Origin of the sequence: Pseudomonas sp. C2B4 (assembly GCF_013359695.1) — a bacterium.
Classification (GTDB): domain Bacteria; phylum Pseudomonadota; class Gammaproteobacteria; order Pseudomonadales; family Pseudomonadaceae; genus Aquipseudomonas.
In genome coordinates this window covers 1-15,875 of record NZ_JABFMU010000063.1, presented here as the reverse complement: position 1 = coordinate 15,875, position 15,875 = coordinate 1, and the positions used below count along the sequence as shown (strand labels likewise).

Below are 15,875 nucleotides of genomic sequence, written 5' to 3'. Positions count from 1 at the left end.
TGATTATTTGGAGGCATGCTTGTCGCGGTATCGTGTGAGAGCGGAGTAATGATATGAAAATTAATAGAGCGGATGCTCATGTTGATGTGTGGCCTGGATATATGACGGGAGCCGCTCAGCAAAATTATTTAAAGGCCGAACTTGGCGCTTTGGAGGCGGCCAGCCAAGGATATAGCCACTGGTATATTGACGGGAGTTTGCCGGGAGAACGCCCTGCGGACTGGACGGCTAGTCGAATAGAAGCGCTGAAGGAAACAATGCTGAGGCTCGATGTAAAGCCTATCTATCATGGCAATTTCAAAGCGCCGTTGGGGAGTGATGTTCGTGAACTGGGAGGGGCTGCCCTTGATTATATAAAGCGAGAGGTAGACCTGAGTGCATCCTTGGGTGGGGCACCTGTCATCGTTCACGGTGGCGGTATTGTAGAGCCGCGCCTGGTAATAGAGGCTCGGCGCACGGGACTCACCATGCTCATCGATAATCTGGGTGAGCTTGTTGAATATGCACGCCAACGGAAAGTAGAAATATGGCTGGAGAATCTCAGTAACTATACGAAATTTCATCCCTTTTACTATATATGCGTTACAGGGGATGAATATGCTGAAGTGTTGGAGAGTGTGCCGGGTTTAAAATTCTTTTTCGATGTCTCTCATGCCCATGTCAATGAGGGAAACCCGGTAGAGGTTTTTGAACGGTTACACCAACATGTTGTGGGTATGTCTTTCAGTGACAATAAAGGAGAGCGTGACTCGCACTTTCCTTTGGGCCGAGGGTCACTGGATTACCCTGGTCTTGTCGAAGCGATGCTGAGGCACGAATGGAAAGGTCTCATAGGTTTCGAAACGCGAGGAAGTACGCTATCCGACAGCCTCTCTTACTTGAATGATGTGGGCGCCAAGCTCGCTGGAAAAGCTGTTTGATATTGGTTTTACTTTCAGGCCGTTTGCTCGAGCGGTCTGACTTTCCAAAAACTGTGCGGTTTTCCAGTCAATTGAGGTAGATGCTGTGAGCGCTTTTCTAGAAAGAGTAAGTCGCGTTAGAAACGATGATTTTGTAAAGGGCTGTATTGATTCACTTCCCGTTTGTTTGGCCTTTATGTTCATGTTTTTTTCCATTGGCGTGCTATTGGCTACGGCCGGATTCTCCTTGCTTCAGTCAGTAATCATGACATTCGCGGTGCATGCTGCGCCCCTCCAGGTTTTTATCGGACAATCGGATGGAAGCATTGGGGTCTGGGCGTTGATTATGATTACGCTTTTGGTGAATTTTCGCTTCATGATTATGTCGTCAGTATTGTGTGAGCAATTCAAGTCGGTCTCTTTGTCTAAAATGATGTGGTCGGTACAGTTGCTGTCCGTTTCGACGTTTACGCTCGCCAACGCCAAGAAAGAAGATGCGACAGATAGTTATCGTTACTTTTTAGGGTGTGGTTTGTCGAGCTTGTTTGTCGCAGTGCTGGCAACTCTTCTCGGCTATGTCATACGTGCGGATCTGGGAGCGATGACCTATGCAGTGATCGCGATGATTCTACCGATTCATTTTACTGCGCTTGTCGGTATGTCTTGGCCGAAGTGGAGACCAGTTATAGCTACGGCAATAGGGTTTGTCTCTACTCCTGTTGTGGGGGGCTGGTTTGGTATGTATCACGTTTTTATCGTTCCGCTATTGTTAGGTGCGGTGTTTCTTTTCGCTGAAAAAATAAGTGGTAAGCATTCATGAACAACTGGACACTGATCTTGGTCGCTGCAGTTGTTTCGTATTGTTTGCGGTTCCTGCCAGTATTGATTTTTCGAAGATTTAAAGTGAGTGGCGATGGAGATGTTTACGTTTTCTTGAGCTATGCCGCTTGCGCAGTGACAGGTGGAATTATTTACTCCATTGCATTTGGTAATACGCTATTTGATAGCTGGATAGGGCATTTCGAAAGCGATCAAGCGGTAAAATTGATAGTAATTGCACTTTCGTTTTTTGTTGCGGCGTTTACACGCAGTGTCATTAAGTCATTGATCTGCTGTGCATCAATATATGCAGGTGTTTTGTATTTGCTTTAGTGCGGGAATACCGACCTCTCTAAATATGTCTAAGGGTGATCAAAATGGATTTTTTATCAGGCTTTAACAAGAAGCCCGGTCAGCTGACGAGTGATGAGCTTGAAATCTGTTATTCCCGGCTCATGGCCGCAGAGCTTAATATCAATATGACTCGAGGGTTGCCCTCGGTTGAGCAGTTGGAGTTGGCTAACCCCTTCCTTTCCTTACCTGGGGATGCGCATTTCGTTTCAAAAAGTGCCGTTGATTGGCGCAACTATGGTTGTCTGCAGGGGATACCGGAGCTGAGGGAGTTGGTGGCTGATCCGCTGCTGGGGCTATCTGCCGAACAGATTGCTGTTGGTGAAAACTCCAGCCTCGCATTGATGCATGAGGTGCTTGGTTACGCGTTCAGCCATGGATTTTGTACAAGTCCGCGACCTTGGGGGAAGGAGTCGGTGATCAAGTTTCTTTGCCCCGTTCCAGGGTATGACCGCCATTTTGCGATGTGCAATGAATACAATATCGAAATGGTACCAATACCCATGCTCAATACGGGGCCGGACATGGACATGGTCGAGCAACTGGTCGCTTCGGATCCGGCGATAAGAGGTATGTGGTGCGTGCCTAAATACAGTAATCCTTCGGGTGTGGTTTATTGCAGTGAAACAGTTGCGAGACTAGCGAAGATGCCCGCTGCCGCAGAGGATTTCGTGCTGTTTTGGGACAATGCCTATGCGGTTCATCACCTGACTGATGATGAGGCCCCGAACCAGCCGATCGCACGGTTATGTGAGGAAACGAAGCATGCCAATCGATACTTTATTTTTGCTTCAACCTCCAAGATTGTTTTGCCCGGTGCTGGTTTGGCATTTATCGGAGCTTCACTGAAAAATCTTGCATGGTGGTTAAGCCACCGAAGGTACCGGACTATTGGGCCGGACAAGGTCAACCAACTACGCCACCTGCTTTTTTTTCGCGACAGCAAAGGTTTGGTGGACCACATGAAGAAACATCGTGCGTTGCTTGCGCCAAAATTCGAGAAGCTTGAGGCCGAGCTTTCCAGCGGATTTGACGGTGTTGATCAAGTGAGCTGGACAACGCCCAAAGGCGGATATTTTGTCAGTCTGGACTTGCCTGAAGGATGTGCGCGTAATGCAGTTGATATTGCGCTGCAGGCGGGTGTCGCATTGACACAAGCCGGTGCGACCCATCCGATGGGGGTGGATCCCGGTGACAGCAACATTCGGCTAGCGCCTACTTTCTTGGATGCTGAGACGCTTGGCGTCGCTGCCCAAGTGATGGTAGTGAGCGTGCTGCTTGCGATTGCACGTCAGAAAAATTCTCGGTAACAGGTTTTGATCAAGCCCACGTTGAAGGCGTGGGTTTGGTTACTCGCGTGTTATTCATTTTCGTGCATTTTTTGTTTCATGTGGCTCCATATAGGTGCGACCAGACGATTTTTTGGTATTTTTTATATTAATTGCACCATTTAATTTCATAAATGCGACATTCTGCTCTGTCCTAGTGCGTGAATCGTTTGTTACAGTCCGGCTCAAATTTTCCAACGACAACAAATTTGCCGAGACTTTTCCATGATCGAATCCGTCGAATCCTTCCTCGCCCGCCTGAAAAAACGCGATCCAGACCAGCCCGAATTTCATCAGGCAGTCGAAGAAGTCCTGCGCAGCCTGTGGCCCTTTCTCGAGGCCAATCCGCACTATCTGACATCAGGCATTCTGGAACGAATCTGCGAGCCGGAGCGGGCGGTGGTGTTTCGGGTTTCCTGGGTCGACGATCACGGCAAGGTGCAGGTCAATCGCGGCTTCCGCATCCAGATGAACAGCGCCATCGGTCCCTACAAGGGCGGGTTGCGCTTCCATCCTTCGGTGAACCTGGGCGTGTTGAAGTTCCTCGCTTTCGAGCAGACCTTCAAAAACTCGCTGACGTCGTTGCCCATGGGCGGCGGCAAGGGTGGTTCGGACTTCGATCCGAAAGGTAAAAGCGACGCTGAAGTCATGCGCTTCTGCCAGGCCTTCATGAGCGAGCTGTACCGTCACATCGGTGCCGACGTGGACGTGCCTGCCGGTGATATCGGCGTCGGTGCCCGTGAAATCGGTTTCCTGTTCGGCCAGTACAAACGCCTGAGCAACCAGTTCACCAGCGTGCTGACCGGCAAGGGCCCGAGCTACGGCGGCAGCCTGATTCGCCCTGAGGCCACCGGTTTCGGTTGCGTCTACTTCGCCGAGGAAATGCTCAAGCGTCGCGGCCTGACGGTCGAAGGCAAGCGCGTGGCGATCTCCGGTTCCGGCAACGTTGCGCAATACGCGGCGCGCAAGGTCATGGACCTGGGCGGCAAAGTGATTTCGCTGTCCGACTCCGAGGGCACCCTGTACTGCGAAAGCGGTTTGACCGAGGAGCAATGGCAAGCGCTGCTGGAACTGAAGAACGTCCAGCGCGGGCGCATCAGCGAACTGGCGGGCCGTTTCGGTCTGGAGTTCCTCGCCGGCCAGCACCCGTGGGGCCTGAGCTGCGACATCGCGCTGCCGTGCGCCACCCAGAACGAACTGGACGCCGATGCCGCTCGCGCCTTGCTGCGCAATGGCTGCGTCTGTGTAGCGGAAGGCGCCAACATGCCGACCACGCTTGAGGCGGTGGACCTGTTCATCGACGCTGGCATTCTGTTCGCGCCGGGCAAGGCCTCCAACGCCGGCGGCGTTGCCGTGAGCGGGCTGGAAATGTCGCAGAACGCCATGCGCCTGCTGTGGACCGGCGGTGAGGTGGACAGCAAGCTGCACGCCATCATGCAGTCGATCCACCACGCGTGCGTGCATTACGGTGAAGAGAACGGTCAGGTCAACTACGTCAAGGGCGCGAACATCGCCGGCTTCGTGAAAGTTGCCGATGCCATGCTAGCGCAGGGCGTGGTTTAGGCTTCGCACGCAAACTGCCTGCGCGACGATCATGCTGCGTTAAAAACAGGCTCGGAATGCTCATGTAGGCCCCTACACTCCGCTTCCTCGCCTGTTTTTGCCTTGCCTGATCGCCGCTCGGCGAGTTTTCGTACGACCCCTACACCGCTTCGATACGGATGATCTCAATTAGCTGATCGCCGGCCGGGCGTTGCCACAGCACCTCGTCACCGAGTTGCGCTCCGAGCAATGCCCGGCCCAGCGGCGATCCCCAATTGATCAGGCCTTTGGCGGCAATAGCTTGGTCCTCACCGACCAGTTGCACGCGGCGTTCGGTACCCTGTTCATCGGCGTAGGTGACCCAGCTGCCAATTTGAACCTTGCTGGTTGAAGTCGCGGGCGGCACTACCTGGGCACTTTGCAGGCGTTGATGGAAGTAACGCAGATCGCGCTCAAGGTTGACCAACAGCTGCTTGTCAGCCTGATCACCGAGGGCCGATTGTTCATTGTGCAGCGCTTGCAGCTCGGCGACCTTGTCCTGCAACAGACCATGGCCGGCGGGCGTGACGTAATTGGGCTGCACGCTGACCTGCCGTTCGACGGGCTGATCGGCTTGCGCGGCGGCGTTATCTTCATTGACGAAGGCGCGACTCATGGTTTTCTCCCGATATAGGGTTTGGGCCATGGTTGCAGGGTTTTAGTTTCGGCGGATGTCTGTCAGCGACCTATGGCGAGTGATAGGCCCGGGCGGCGTCCTGATCCTTTTGCTGTTGCCAGGCTTTATCGCGCTCGTCCCGATGGCTGTTGCGATAGTCCTCGCGGTCCTGGCTTTCACGCATGGCCTGACACTGTCGGAATCCATCACTCCAGCCTTCGGCGTAGTTGTTGTCTTTCAGATAGCGTGGCACGTCTTTGCGAAACTCACCGGTGATGGCTCCTGCGGCTTGCCGGCCACTGCTGCAGCCATCATCGAAACCATCGGCGAACGCCGGTGGATAACCCTTGGCGATCAGATCCTCGTGGGTTGTCTGGCAGCCTGCAATCAACAGCGATAAACCTACGACACCTGCACAACGCCACATCTTCGACTCCCGGGCCGTTCAATGGCCTATGAGGAAAGTCTAGGTACATGTACGTCAGACGCTTGTAGAAGGTCTGTGAAAAATCCATTCAACACTATACCCCCCCTGTGGGAGCGAGCCTGCTCGCGAAGACGGTGGATCAGTTGGCATCGATGTCGAATGACGCTGCGCATTCGCGAGCAGGCTCGCTCCCACAGGGGGGGCAGCAGTGCTTTTGGGTCAATAGTGATACCACTTCACCTCAAGCATCACTTCATTCTCGGGCGAGGCCAGGTGGCTGAATTCGCGTTGGGCGCTCAGGCGTAGTCCGAGATTGCGCGACAACTCCCATTGCTGATTCAGGCTTACGCTGCGACGCACTTCGCCATTGGTGAAGAAATCACCTTTGGTTTCCAGGCTGAAATTGCCCAGCGGGTTTTTCCACAGCAAACCAGTGTTGAAACCTGCGGCCGGCGCGATAAAACCGGCGAAATCATTGTTGTGCTCCACACGCACGGTGCCCAAGGCGAAACCGAGCAAGTCATCGCCCAATTGCCACGTTCCACCGCCGCCGCCATTGACGTGGCTGACCAGATTTTCATCGTCATGCTTGCCGGGTACCCGCTCCAGGCCACCGGTGACTTGCCACGACAGCGGTTGCAGCAGCTCATTGCGCGGCGTCAGGGAGCGAATGGTCGCCAGGTCCAGTTGCTGCACCTGCCAGTCATTGCCTTCGTACTGGCGCAGTTTCAGTTGCAAGATTTCGATCTGCGCGCCGAGGGGGAAACTCTCGGAATTGTCGTTGAGGTCGTGATAGGCCATGCGCAGGCCATATTCGCCAAAGGCGCGGTCACCGCGGGTGCCGAGTCCAGCCTGCCAGGTGCGCGATTCGTGGCCATTCTCGGGCAGGCCCGGTTGCGGGATATCCAGTTCCGGCGCCGGGTTCTGGTTGATTGCCCGCAGCAGTTCAAAGCTGCGTTGCGCCCGTGCTGGGTCACGCTCCTGACCGTTGGCGCGGTAGCGCTCCAGGCGATAGGCTGCATCGATGATCAGCGCCTGACGATCGCGGGGTTGGGCCTTGAATACCGGGGTTTGCAGTTGCTTCTGGTCCGCGCTGACTTTCAGCACCCACTGTTGTTCGTCATCGGTCAATGGCTCGGCACGGCTCAACAGTTCGCGCTCGCGGGACGGGCGGTACTGAATGGACTCCACCAGCCCGGCCTCTTTCACGGCTTTGACGGTGTCGGTGGGGATGGCGGTCAGCGGGAATTGCTCGGTCAGGCGCAGGCTTGGGCGCGCCACCTGCAGCAGTTCCAGCAGGCGATAGGAGCAGTTTTCGTCGAAGAAAAAATAGTCGAACTGAATCTGTTTGAGTTCCCAGACATGTTCGACCATGCGCTCGGTCTCAGCCTGGGTCAGATTCAGTCGATACTCCCACAGGTCGCGATTTTCGAGGCTGCGGTACTCCGAGAGTTTTTCCTGGTAGGGCACCAGCGCAAACAGGCCGGGATAGCCCCCCATCAAGCCTTTCCAGGCATAGAGGATGCTGTTGTCCGAGCCTTCGATGTAAGCGCCGAAGTTGATCGCGTAACTGAGCAGCGAGGTCTTGTCGCTCTGCACATCCGCCTGATCGATGCGCAGCAGGGTATGGCCGAACATTGAGGACGGGCTGTTGAGGTAGGCCGCCGGGAAAATCATCACTGCGCTGTGGGGCGAGACGTCCTTGAACCATTGCTTGAATTCAGCGCAATCCGGCGCCGGCAGATCAGTCAGGTTGAGCTGTGCTTTCAGCCAGCGGGTACGTGCCGGGTAAACGCATTGCGCATGCTCCTCGCCGGCGCTGGCCGGGGCGTACAGAGCTTGTACGGTAGCCGCCAGCTCATGATCCGGATGTTGATTGCCGTCAGCGGCGAGGAAGAACTTCTTGTCACTGACATAGCTGCGCCAGCCACCGAGCTTGGCGGTTTCGTAATGGCCCAGGGAAATCCAGAAAGGGTCGTTGGCCAGTTGCTGCAAACGTTGAGGGTCGTTGTGGGGCGCGGCGGACAGCGGGGCGCAGACACAGAGCGCCAGCCAGGCAAGGCGTTTGAGCATAAGTGGCAACTTATTACTTGAGAAAAAAGACCCAAAGAGGGGCAGGTCCAAAAAATAAAGCCCGCTCCTCGAAGAGCAACGGGCGGGTCGAGCTTATGCTTGAGTGGCGTACTTGGCCAGACGAGGATCATTCTTCAGAACGGCCAGGGTGTTGGCATGCACATCTTCGGCGGTTACGTCAGCCTTGCTGAAGATCTGCTGGAAGTGCTCGTGAGTGACGGCGGCGAAATGCGCACGGTCTTCCGGCGCCACGCCCAGTACCACGGCATAAGTGGTCAAGGCTTCGCCCTGGCCTTTAGCCATGTCTTCGGACAGCTCGTTCATCATGCCATTCATGGCAAACCAGGATTTGCCGCCATAGGTCAGCGACGCGTTGGTGGAGCAACCGTTGGTGCCGGAAGTCATACCGAAGGTTGCGTTACCGGAAGTGCCGTTGGTGGTGGATGCCAGGAAGTGAGCCGGAGTACCACGCTGACCTTCGAACAGCATGTTGCCCCAACCGCAATCCGGACCGCCTGGCGCCTGTGCCATGGCGTTGATGGATACAGCGGTGAAGAGAGTACCGAGAAGAATCCGTTTCATAGCTTTGTTCTCTTTATGTGCATACCAATGGACAAGGGATCTGGCCCGGCTTAATACCCGACGGCGCCAGTTGGGCCGGTTATTAGTCCAGCCGCGCAGTTTGGAGTTTAGGCACGATCACGGGGTTCCGTTATTTTTTGCAAAACATTCACGGAAAACAGCGATTTTGCGCCGCTCTGCGCCGGGGTTTCGACTTGTCTATGCTTTGGTCTGAGGCGCTCCTTGCCAGTCAGGCATGGGCAGCGCCAGAATGCCGCTATCTGCCCCGCCTGATGTAAGGAAGCCCGATGCCTGATCCTGTTGCTGCCAGCTTGCGTCTAGCGCCTGAAGCGCTGACCCGTCCGTTTTCCGCTGAACAGTTCAGCTTCTCTACCACCAATGATCTGGAGCCCTTCCGCGGTGTGCTTGGCCAGGAACGTGCGGTCGAAGCCTTGCAGTTCGGTGTGGCCATGCCACGCCCCGGTTACAACGTATTCGTCATGGGCGAACCCGGCACCGGCCGGTTTTCGTTCGTAAAACGCTACCTGAAGGCCGAAGGCAAGCGCCTGCAGACCCCGGCGGACTGGGTCTACGTCAATAATTTCGATGAGCCGCGCGAGCCGCGCGCACTGGAATTGCCGTCGGGTACTGCCGGTAATTTCATCGGCGACATCAACGGTTTGATCGACAACCTGCTGGCGACCTTTCCTGCGGTGTTCGAACACCCGTCCTACCAGCAGAAAAAAAGCGCCATTGATCGTGCGTTCAATCAGCGCTACGACAAGGCACTGGACGTGATCGAGCGTCTGGCACTGGAGAAGGACGTTGCGCTCTATCGCGACGCCAGCAACATCGCGTTCACCCCGATGCTCGAAGGCAAGGCGCTGGACGAGGCGGAATTCGCCCAATTGCCGGAAGCCGAGCGCGAGCGTTTCCATGAGGACATCTCCGCCCTCGAAGAGCGGTTGAACGAAGAACTCGCCAGCTTGCCGCAATGGAAGCGCGAGTCGAGCAATCAGCTGCGTCATCTCAACGAAGAAACCATCACCCTGGCCTTGCAGCCATTGCTGTCGCCGTTGTCGGAGAAATATGCCGAGAACGCGGCGGTCTGCGGTTACCTGCAAGCCATGCAGGTGTACCTGCTCAAAACCGTGGTCGAGCAACTGGTGGATGACAGCAAGACCGATGCGGTCGCGCGCAAGCTGCTGGAAGAGCAATACGCCCCGAGCCTGGTGGTCGGTCATTCGGCCAGCGGCGGTGCGCCCGTGGTGTTCGAGCCGCACCCAACCTATGAAAACCTCTTCGGGCGTATCGAATACAGCACGGATCAGGGCGCGCTGTACACGACCTATCGACAGCTGCGACCGGGTGCGCTGCACCGGGCCAACGGCGGTTTCCTGATCCTTGAAGCGGAAAAAATGCTCAGCGAGCCGTTCGTATGGGATGCACTGAAGCGTGCCCTGCAATCGCGCAAGCTGAAGATGGAATCGCCGCTTGGTGAGATGGGCCGTTTTGCCACCGTCACCCTGACGCCGCAGCACATTCCGTTGCAGGTCAAAGTGGTCATCATCGGCGCCCGTCAGCTCTATTACACGTTGCAGGACCTCGATCCGGACTTCCAGGAAATGTTCCGTGTCCTGGTGGATTTCGATGAAGACATCCCGATGGTCGACGAAAGCCTGGAGCAATTTGCCCAGTTGCTCAAAACCCGTACCTCCGAGGAGGGCATGGCGCCGTTGACCGCCGATGCGGTGGCGCGCCTGGCCACCTACAGCGCGCGTCTGGCCGAGCATCAGGGGCGACTGTCGGCGCGTATCGGTGATCTGTTCCAGCTGGTCAGCGAGGCGGATTTCATTCGCCACCTGGCCTCTGATGAAATGACCGACGCCGGTCACATCGAGCGGGCGCTCAAGGCCAAGGCGACCCGCACAGGGCGCGTATCGGCGCGGATTCTGGATGACATGCTGGCGGGAATCATCCTGATCGATACCGATGGCGCCGCCGTCGGCAAGTGCAACGGCTTGACGGTGCTGGAAGTCGGCGATTCGGCCTTCGGTGTGCCGGCGCGGATTTCCGCCACGGTGTACCCGGGCGGCAGCGGCATCGTCGACATCGAGCGCGAGGTCAACCTCGGACAGCCGATCCACTCCAAGGGGGTGATGATTCTCACCGGGTATCTGGGCAGCCGTTACGCCCAGGAATTCCCGTTGGCGATTTCGGCGAGCATCGCCCTGGAGCAGTCCTACGGTTACGTGGATGGTGACAGTGCGTCCCTGGGCGAGGCGTGCACCTTGATTTCGGCCCTGTCGAAAACCCCGCTCAAGCAGTGCTTTGCGATCACCGGATCGATCAACCAGTTTGGTGAAGTCCAGGCGGTGGGTGGGGTCAACGAGAAGATCGAAGGTTTCTTCCGTCTCTGCGAAGCCCGCGGACTGACCGGCGAGCAGGGCGCGATCATCCCGCACGCCAACGTGGCCACGTTGATGCTCGACGAGAAAGTGCTGGCCGCGGTGCGGGCGGGGCAGTTCCATGTCTACGCCGTACGCCAGGCCGACGAAGCGCTGAGCCTGCTGGTTGGCGAACCGGCGGGTGAACCGGATGAAAATGGCGAGTTTCCTGAAGGCAGCGTCAATGCGCGGGTGGTGGAGCGTTTGCGGGTCATCGCCGAAATGATCAGCGAGGACGACTTGAAAGAGGCGGAGAAAGAGATGGCGGTCGAGGCGCTGGTGGAGGCCAAGCCGGCTTGATCTGACTAGCGGTTGCTCCGATCCACTGTGGGAGCGAGCCTGCTCGCGAAAGCGGTCTGACAGTCACTGCTGTATTGACTGACATGACGCCTTCGCGAGCAGACTCGCTCCCACATTTTTTATCCGGTTTGAGCCTGAAAGTGCCACTACTCTGACGTCAAACTTCACACAATGACCATTCGGCGCCTTCTGGTTTCGCCTGACGTACCTGTCAGACTTTTCTTCTATTATCAGCTCAGGGATATGGACAGTACTCACTGGATCGAGACAGCCTTCCCGTGAAGGCTGAATACCGGATCTACCGAGGGTCGCCGCCATGTCGCGCAACCTCTGCCTCACCCGTCAATGCCTGGGTCTCGTGACCCGTATCGAATGTTCCATCAAGCCTTTGGCTGGTGATACGGGCATGTGGACTCTGCTGTTCGCAGCCGGAATGGCTGGCGAACAACCTTCGGCCATCAAGGCCCAAGGCCCGTTTCCTGGCCCATTCGCGGCTGAATCGATACTCGATACCATCGTTGAAAGCCTGACGCTGCACGGCTATGAACTGGCCGATGATCCACAAATCTGGTGCCTGCATCTGCAAGCCCAGCTGAGGGAAATCAATGGCGGCCGCTGCCGTAGCGTCGGTGGATTCGATTTCCGGCCTGAACATTGAGCCGCGTTATTGATCCAGTTTGGTCATGTCAGCCTTGTCGAGTTTGACCTCGTAACCGTATTGCACGGTGGCGAGGTCAGTTCGACGATAGGTTTCCAGTCGCGTGGGTTGCCCATAGAAATAATGCACGGCAAATAGCGTCGGGCCTTCCGTGCTCGCGTCATGGTTGACCGCAAGAATTTCCTTGAGGTAATTGCCGCTGTCGTCCTTGGCGTAGAACCGCCAGTCCTGTTCGGGAAACACTTTCTGGTCCACCACCAGCGCATTGCCCTTGAGTTCCAGGCCTTTGGGCAGTTGGCGGGCGTCGATGCTCTGTTTTTCCACCGTGGCCAGAAACAGTGGCATGGAACCCACCACGTACGCGGGCGTTTCCGGAAACAGGTTCAAATCGTAAGTGATGGTGCCGCGCAGGGGGTCAACCTGATACGCCTGCGGTGGCAGTTCAATCGGTTCATCCCGTTTGCCATTGCGGTCCTCGGTGAAGAAGCTGACCGGGCTTTCGCCAGGGTTGAAAGAGGTTCCGAGCAGCTCATCATTGAAGCTTCTGAGGTGGTTGAACTCGATTCGCGCAGCGCTCGGGTCGTCCACCGATTGGCTGATGGTGACCCCTTTTTTTAATTGCTCTTCGGTCAGCGTCGCACCCTTGAGCCAAATCGGCGCCTGGTCGTCATACACCAGCACCGGCAGGTTCAGCGGCTGGATGGTCTTCTGCGTGGTGTGGCGGTCAAAGCGACGGACCGGCAGGTTCAGGTCTTTACGGGTCACCGTGACAGTTGAAAAGTCCAGCAGACTGACTTCAAGGGTGTCGACAGGGCCGTTGAAGTACACCTTCGAGTAACGGTGGGTTTGTTGTGTCTCGAAGGTGCGCTGTTCTTCATCCAGCTGTTTTTCGAACGCGTCGCTCCAGGTTTTCTGTTGCTGCATCTTCGCTAACTGTCGCTGGTAGAAGGAAATTTGCGCGGCGGTTTCGTTGATCGAGCCAGATCGAGAGAGAAATTGCCCAGTGGTGTCCCTGGCCTGGACGATCAACGGGTTCAGCGGTGTCTCCCCGATCTCCGGAGCTTGTGGTGCACTGTTGTTGAACTCGATTTCCGCGTAGTTAGGGCCCAGCTTCAGCAGGGTGACGCTGAGATTGTCATCGGTGCGAGTCCGGCCAACGTCCTTTTTCGTCAGTTCGAAGCTGTAGAGCCGGCGCGGGGCAATGACTTCCACCTTGCCTTGCAGGCTGACCGGTTGCGGCTGGTTCTTGATGTCGACATCGAGACCTTCGATGAACGGGTAGGTCACCGTCAGGTCATCGGGATTGGTCAGGTTGGAGCTCGATGGACTCAACTGTATCCCGGGATCGGTTTCCGACCATTCCGGCTGGAAGGCGATGACGCGTTTGTTGCTCAGGGTGACGGACTGCCATTCCAGGCCATGTGGAAAAAGAAAGGCGGCCGGGATGCTGAAGTTGAAAGGAAAAACCGGCTGCAGGTCGGTCAGGTAGTCGGAGCTGGATTCTTTATGCAGCACGAACAGACCGTTGATGTAGGTGTCGACCAATGCCTGCGGTGTGGGGTAATGCTTGAGGACAGCGAGGGCGTCCTCCCCGTATTCGGTCACCACCGGTTTGCTGTCGAGCTTGAGTTGTGCCCGTTCGAGCAGTAACAGCGAGCCACCGAGTTCGGCCACGGCATCCTTGAGTTTCGGGTCGGCAATGGCATCCAGTGATTTTTCGAACTGCGTCGTCTTCTCCTCAAGGCTGACCTCGCGCTTCTCATCGCTTGGCGAGCAGGCGCTCATCAGCAAAACCAGGCAGATGCCGGCGCTGGTCAAAGGCAAACGCACATCCATTTCCAGTCTTCCTGTCCGATATCACTGAACCGTCAATGGTTTGGACACTAGCAGAAAAACTTTGACATACACGCGTAGGCGGCGGATTACCGACGGTTTCTGGGTGTAACAGGCGACTGTTATACTCGCGGCCATTTTCAAACCACGTGTGAGATTCAATGGAACGCTTTATCGAAAACGCAATGTACGCCTCCCGCTGGCTGCTGGCACCGATCTACTTCGGCTTGTCCCTGGGGTTGCTGGCCTTGGCACTGAAGTTCTTCCAGGAAGTCCTGCACGTTTTTCCCAACGTGTTTTCGATGCTTGAGTCGGACCTGATCCTGGTCCTGCTGTCGTTGATTGACATGGCGCTGGTGGGCGGTTTGCTGGTGATGGTGATGATTTCCGGTTACGAAAACTTCGTTTCCCAACTGGACATCGACGACAACAAGGAAAAGCTCAACTGGCTGGGCACCATGGACTCGTCTTCCCTGAAGATGAAAGTCGCCGCTTCCATCGTGGCGATTTCTTCCATCCACTTGCTGCGCATTTTCATGGATGCCAAGAACGTCGATCCCGAGCATTTGATGTGGTACGTGATCATTCACATGACCTTTGTGGTCTCGGCGTTTGCCATGGGGTACCTGGATAAGCTGACCAAGCACTGATTGCGGTTTATCGCTAGGCCCGCCGCCCGTCTGTTGTAAAACAGACGGGCGGTGGCGTTTATGGCTTGTGCTTTGATTCGTCGAGGCATATCCCTGTAGAGGTAATGACTCGCAATTGCATGAGGTGCCTTCATGAACCTGCAAGAGCTGAATGCCTATGCCGTCGCCGGGAAGGTCGATGAGTTGAATCTGATCTCGCTGGAAGGCGGAATCTACCTGCTGGAGGCGCGGATGCATGGCGCAGCCTATCCCTTGAACGATGGACACGGACACATGATGCACCTGCGTTCGGTGGAGCATGCCCGTGATGTACTGCGCTCCTTTCCCAGGTTGAATTTCAACCTGGTGCATACCTTGGTGCATGACGAGATGTGCGGGCTCGGTGGCATTGACGAAAATCTGAAGGTGCCCATCGATCAGCGCTCCACACCGCAGCGCTGACGGCCCTGATCAACACGATGGCATCTGTGCTAGTCTGCTGACCCTTTTGGTTTCGGGCGTCTCGGGACGCGCTGTGCACGCACGGCAAGTTCCCGGGCCGTCCGCACAGCGGAGCAGTGTCATGTCCGAAGTAAATCTGTCCACCGACGAAACCCGCGTCAGCTACGGTATTGGCCGTCAGCTGGGCGACCAACTGCGCGACAACCCGCCACCGGGTGTCAGCCTGGACGCGATCCTGGCAGGTCTGACCGACGCATTCGCCGGTCAGCCAAGCCGCGTCGGTCAGGAAGAAATGTCCGCCAGCTTCAAGGTGATCCGCGAAATCATGCAAGCCGAAGCTGCAGCCAAGGCTGAAGCGGCCGCTGGCGAAGGCCTGGCCTTCCTGGCTGAAAACGCCAAGCGTGACGGCATCACCACCCTGGCTTCCGGCCTGCAGTTCGAAGTACTGACTGCCGGTGAAGGCGCCAAGCCATCCCGTGAAGACACCGTGCGTACTCATTACCACGGCACCCTGATCGACGGCACTGTGTTCGATAGCTCCTACGAGCGCGGCCAGCCTGCGGAATTCCCGGTTGGCGGCGTTATCGCCGGCTGGACCGAGGCCCTGCAACTGATGAATGCCGGTAGCAAATGGCGTCTGTACGTGCCGAGCGAACTGGCTTACGGCGCTCAAGGCGTTGGCAGCATCCCGCCGCACAGCGTACTGGTGTTCGACGTCGAGCTGCTCGACGTTCTGTAATACCTGACCCCGTAGGAGCGAGTTCGCTCGCGATGAACTCAAAGGCACCGCGTTCATTCAGAGTGGACGCGTTATCGTTGACGTTCTTCGCGAGCAAGCTGAACTGGCCTAATGATTTTGGACACTTCAATCGGGCGCTATGATGGCGCCCA

Annotated in this window: 15 protein-coding genes; 10 read left to right on the top strand and 5 right to left on the bottom strand. The window is 56.4% G+C overall.

The features are described from left to right. Positions 1-53: 53 nt before the first annotated feature. The 5 genes from HNQ83_RS26565 (at position 54) to gdhA (ending at position 4,960) form a co-directional block, all read left to right on the top strand. Positions 54-920, top strand: a complete 867-nt coding sequence (locus tag HNQ83_RS26565; RefSeq protein ID WP_175391819.1) for a sugar phosphate isomerase/epimerase — start codon at positions 54-56, stop codon at positions 918-920. Between the two features lie 85 nt (positions 921-1,005). Continuing rightward, positions 1,006-1,719: an AzlC family ABC transporter permease gene (locus HNQ83_RS26560; RefSeq protein WP_175391818.1), complete on the top strand. Its 714-nt coding sequence runs from the start codon at positions 1,006-1,008 to the stop codon at positions 1,717-1,719. Continuing rightward, positions 1,716-2,051 carry an AzlD domain-containing protein gene (locus HNQ83_RS26555; protein ID WP_175391817.1) on the top strand — a complete coding sequence of 112 codons (336 nt, stop codon included), beginning with the start codon at positions 1,716-1,718 and terminating at the stop codon, positions 2,049-2,051. Before HNQ83_RS26560 ends, HNQ83_RS26555 begins: the two co-directional genes overlap by 4 nt. Positions 2,052-2,095: 44 nt before the next feature. Beyond that, entirely contained in the window at positions 2,096-3,379 is a 1,284-nt protein-coding gene (locus HNQ83_RS26550; protein WP_175391816.1) for an aminotransferase class I/II-fold pyridoxal phosphate-dependent enzyme, read from the top strand. A 243-nt stretch (positions 3,380-3,622) separates the two neighbouring features. Further along, entirely contained in the window at positions 3,623-4,960 is a 1,338-nt protein-coding gene (gdhA, locus tag HNQ83_RS26545) for an NADP-specific glutamate dehydrogenase (protein ID WP_175391815.1), read from the top strand. Between the two features lie 139 nt (positions 4,961-5,099). Here the strand turns inward: gdhA and HNQ83_RS26540 are convergent, their stop codons facing one another. The 4 genes from HNQ83_RS26540 to HNQ83_RS26525 all read right to left on the bottom strand — a co-directional run bounded on the left by HNQ83_RS26540 (position 5,100) and on the right by HNQ83_RS26525 (position 8,676). Then, positions 5,100-5,594: a GreA/GreB family elongation factor gene (locus HNQ83_RS26540; RefSeq protein WP_175391814.1), complete on the bottom strand. Its 495-nt coding sequence runs from the start codon at positions 5,592-5,594 to the stop codon at positions 5,100-5,102. Positions 5,595-5,664: 70 nt separating this feature from the next. Then, complete coding sequence (locus tag HNQ83_RS26535) at positions 5,665-6,021, bottom strand: hypothetical protein (RefSeq protein WP_175391812.1); 357 nt, start codon at positions 6,019-6,021, stop codon at positions 5,665-5,667. 219 nt (positions 6,022-6,240) lie between these two features. After that, positions 6,241-8,094, bottom strand: a complete 1,854-nt coding sequence (locus tag HNQ83_RS26530) for a DUF4105 domain-containing protein (RefSeq protein ID WP_175391810.1) — start codon at positions 8,092-8,094, stop codon at positions 6,241-6,243. A 93-nt stretch (positions 8,095-8,187) separates the two neighbouring features. Then, positions 8,188-8,676 carry a DUF3015 domain-containing protein gene (locus HNQ83_RS26525; protein ID WP_175391808.1) on the bottom strand — a complete coding sequence of 163 codons (489 nt, stop codon included), beginning with the start codon at positions 8,674-8,676 and terminating at the stop codon, positions 8,188-8,190. Between the two features lie 287 nt (positions 8,677-8,963). Here HNQ83_RS26525 and HNQ83_RS26520 point away from each other — a divergent pair, with 287 nt between their 5' ends. Beyond that, the gene (locus HNQ83_RS26520) at positions 8,964-11,402 is read left to right on the top strand and encodes a Lon protease family protein (protein ID WP_175391806.1); all 2,439 of its coding nucleotides are present in this window, start codon (positions 8,964-8,966) and stop codon (positions 11,400-11,402) included. 316 nt (positions 11,403-11,718) lie between these two features. Next, a complete protein-coding gene (locus HNQ83_RS26515) occupies positions 11,719-12,060 on the top strand; it encodes a hypothetical protein (protein ID WP_175391804.1) in 342 nt (113 codons plus the stop codon). A 6-nt stretch (positions 12,061-12,066) separates the two neighbouring features. Here the strand turns inward: HNQ83_RS26515 and HNQ83_RS26510 are convergent, their stop codons facing one another. Continuing rightward, a complete protein-coding gene (locus HNQ83_RS26510; protein ID WP_175391802.1) occupies positions 12,067-13,896 on the bottom strand; it encodes a hypothetical protein in 1,830 nt (609 codons plus the stop codon). A 158-nt stretch (positions 13,897-14,054) separates the two neighbouring features. On the opposite strand from HNQ83_RS26510, the gene HNQ83_RS26505 reads away from it, so the two are divergent. The 3 genes from HNQ83_RS26505 to HNQ83_RS26495 all read left to right on the top strand — a co-directional run bounded on the left by HNQ83_RS26505 (position 14,055) and on the right by HNQ83_RS26495 (position 15,723). Next, positions 14,055-14,543, top strand: a complete 489-nt coding sequence (locus tag HNQ83_RS26505; RefSeq protein ID WP_137804299.1) for a TIGR00645 family protein — start codon at positions 14,055-14,057, stop codon at positions 14,541-14,543. Between the two features lie 132 nt (positions 14,544-14,675). After that, on the top strand, positions 14,676-14,984 hold the full coding sequence (locus HNQ83_RS26500; RefSeq protein WP_175391800.1) for a DUF6482 family protein: 309 nt from the start codon (positions 14,676-14,678) through the stop codon (positions 14,982-14,984). A gap of 121 nt (positions 14,985-15,105) precedes the next feature. Continuing rightward, on the top strand, positions 15,106-15,723 hold the full coding sequence (locus HNQ83_RS26495; RefSeq protein ID WP_137804297.1) for an FKBP-type peptidyl-prolyl cis-trans isomerase: 618 nt from the start codon (positions 15,106-15,108) through the stop codon (positions 15,721-15,723). Positions 15,724-15,875: the final 152 nt, after the last annotated feature.

Coding starts and splice junctions, on each gene's coding strand:
- gdhA (WP_175391815.1), top strand. CDS start 3,623: ATGATCGAATCCGTCGAATCCTTCCTCGCCCGCCTGAAAAAACGCGAT.
- HNQ83_RS26500 (WP_175391800.1), top strand. CDS start 14,676: ATGAACCTGCAAGAGCTGAATGCCTATGCCGTCGCCGGGAAGGTCGAT.
- HNQ83_RS26550 (WP_175391816.1), top strand. CDS start 2,096: ATGGATTTTTTATCAGGCTTTAACAAGAAGCCCGGTCAGCTGACGAGT.
- HNQ83_RS26510 (WP_175391802.1), bottom strand. CDS start 13,896: ATGGATGTGCGTTTGCCTTTGACCAGCGCCGGCATCTGCCTGGTTTTG.
- HNQ83_RS26505 (WP_137804299.1), top strand. CDS start 14,055: ATGGAACGCTTTATCGAAAACGCAATGTACGCCTCCCGCTGGCTGCTG.
- HNQ83_RS26530 (WP_175391810.1), bottom strand. CDS start 8,094: ATGCTCAAACGCCTTGCCTGGCTGGCGCTCTGTGTCTGCGCCCCGCTG.
- HNQ83_RS26540 (WP_175391814.1), bottom strand. CDS start 5,594: ATGAGTCGCGCCTTCGTCAATGAAGATAACGCCGCCGCGCAAGCCGAT.
- HNQ83_RS26525 (WP_175391808.1), bottom strand. CDS start 8,676: ATGAAACGGATTCTTCTCGGTACTCTCTTCACCGCTGTATCCATCAAC.
- HNQ83_RS26565 (WP_175391819.1), top strand. CDS start 54: ATGAAAATTAATAGAGCGGATGCTCATGTTGATGTGTGGCCTGGATAT.
- HNQ83_RS26515 (WP_175391804.1), top strand. CDS start 11,719: ATGTCGCGCAACCTCTGCCTCACCCGTCAATGCCTGGGTCTCGTGACC.
- HNQ83_RS26555 (WP_175391817.1), top strand. CDS start 1,716: ATGAACAACTGGACACTGATCTTGGTCGCTGCAGTTGTTTCGTATTGT.
- HNQ83_RS26495 (WP_137804297.1), top strand. CDS start 15,106: ATGTCCGAAGTAAATCTGTCCACCGACGAAACCCGCGTCAGCTACGGT.
- HNQ83_RS26520 (WP_175391806.1), top strand. CDS start 8,964: ATGCCTGATCCTGTTGCTGCCAGCTTGCGTCTAGCGCCTGAAGCGCTG.
- HNQ83_RS26535 (WP_175391812.1), bottom strand. CDS start 6,021: ATGTGGCGTTGTGCAGGTGTCGTAGGTTTATCGCTGTTGATTGCAGGC.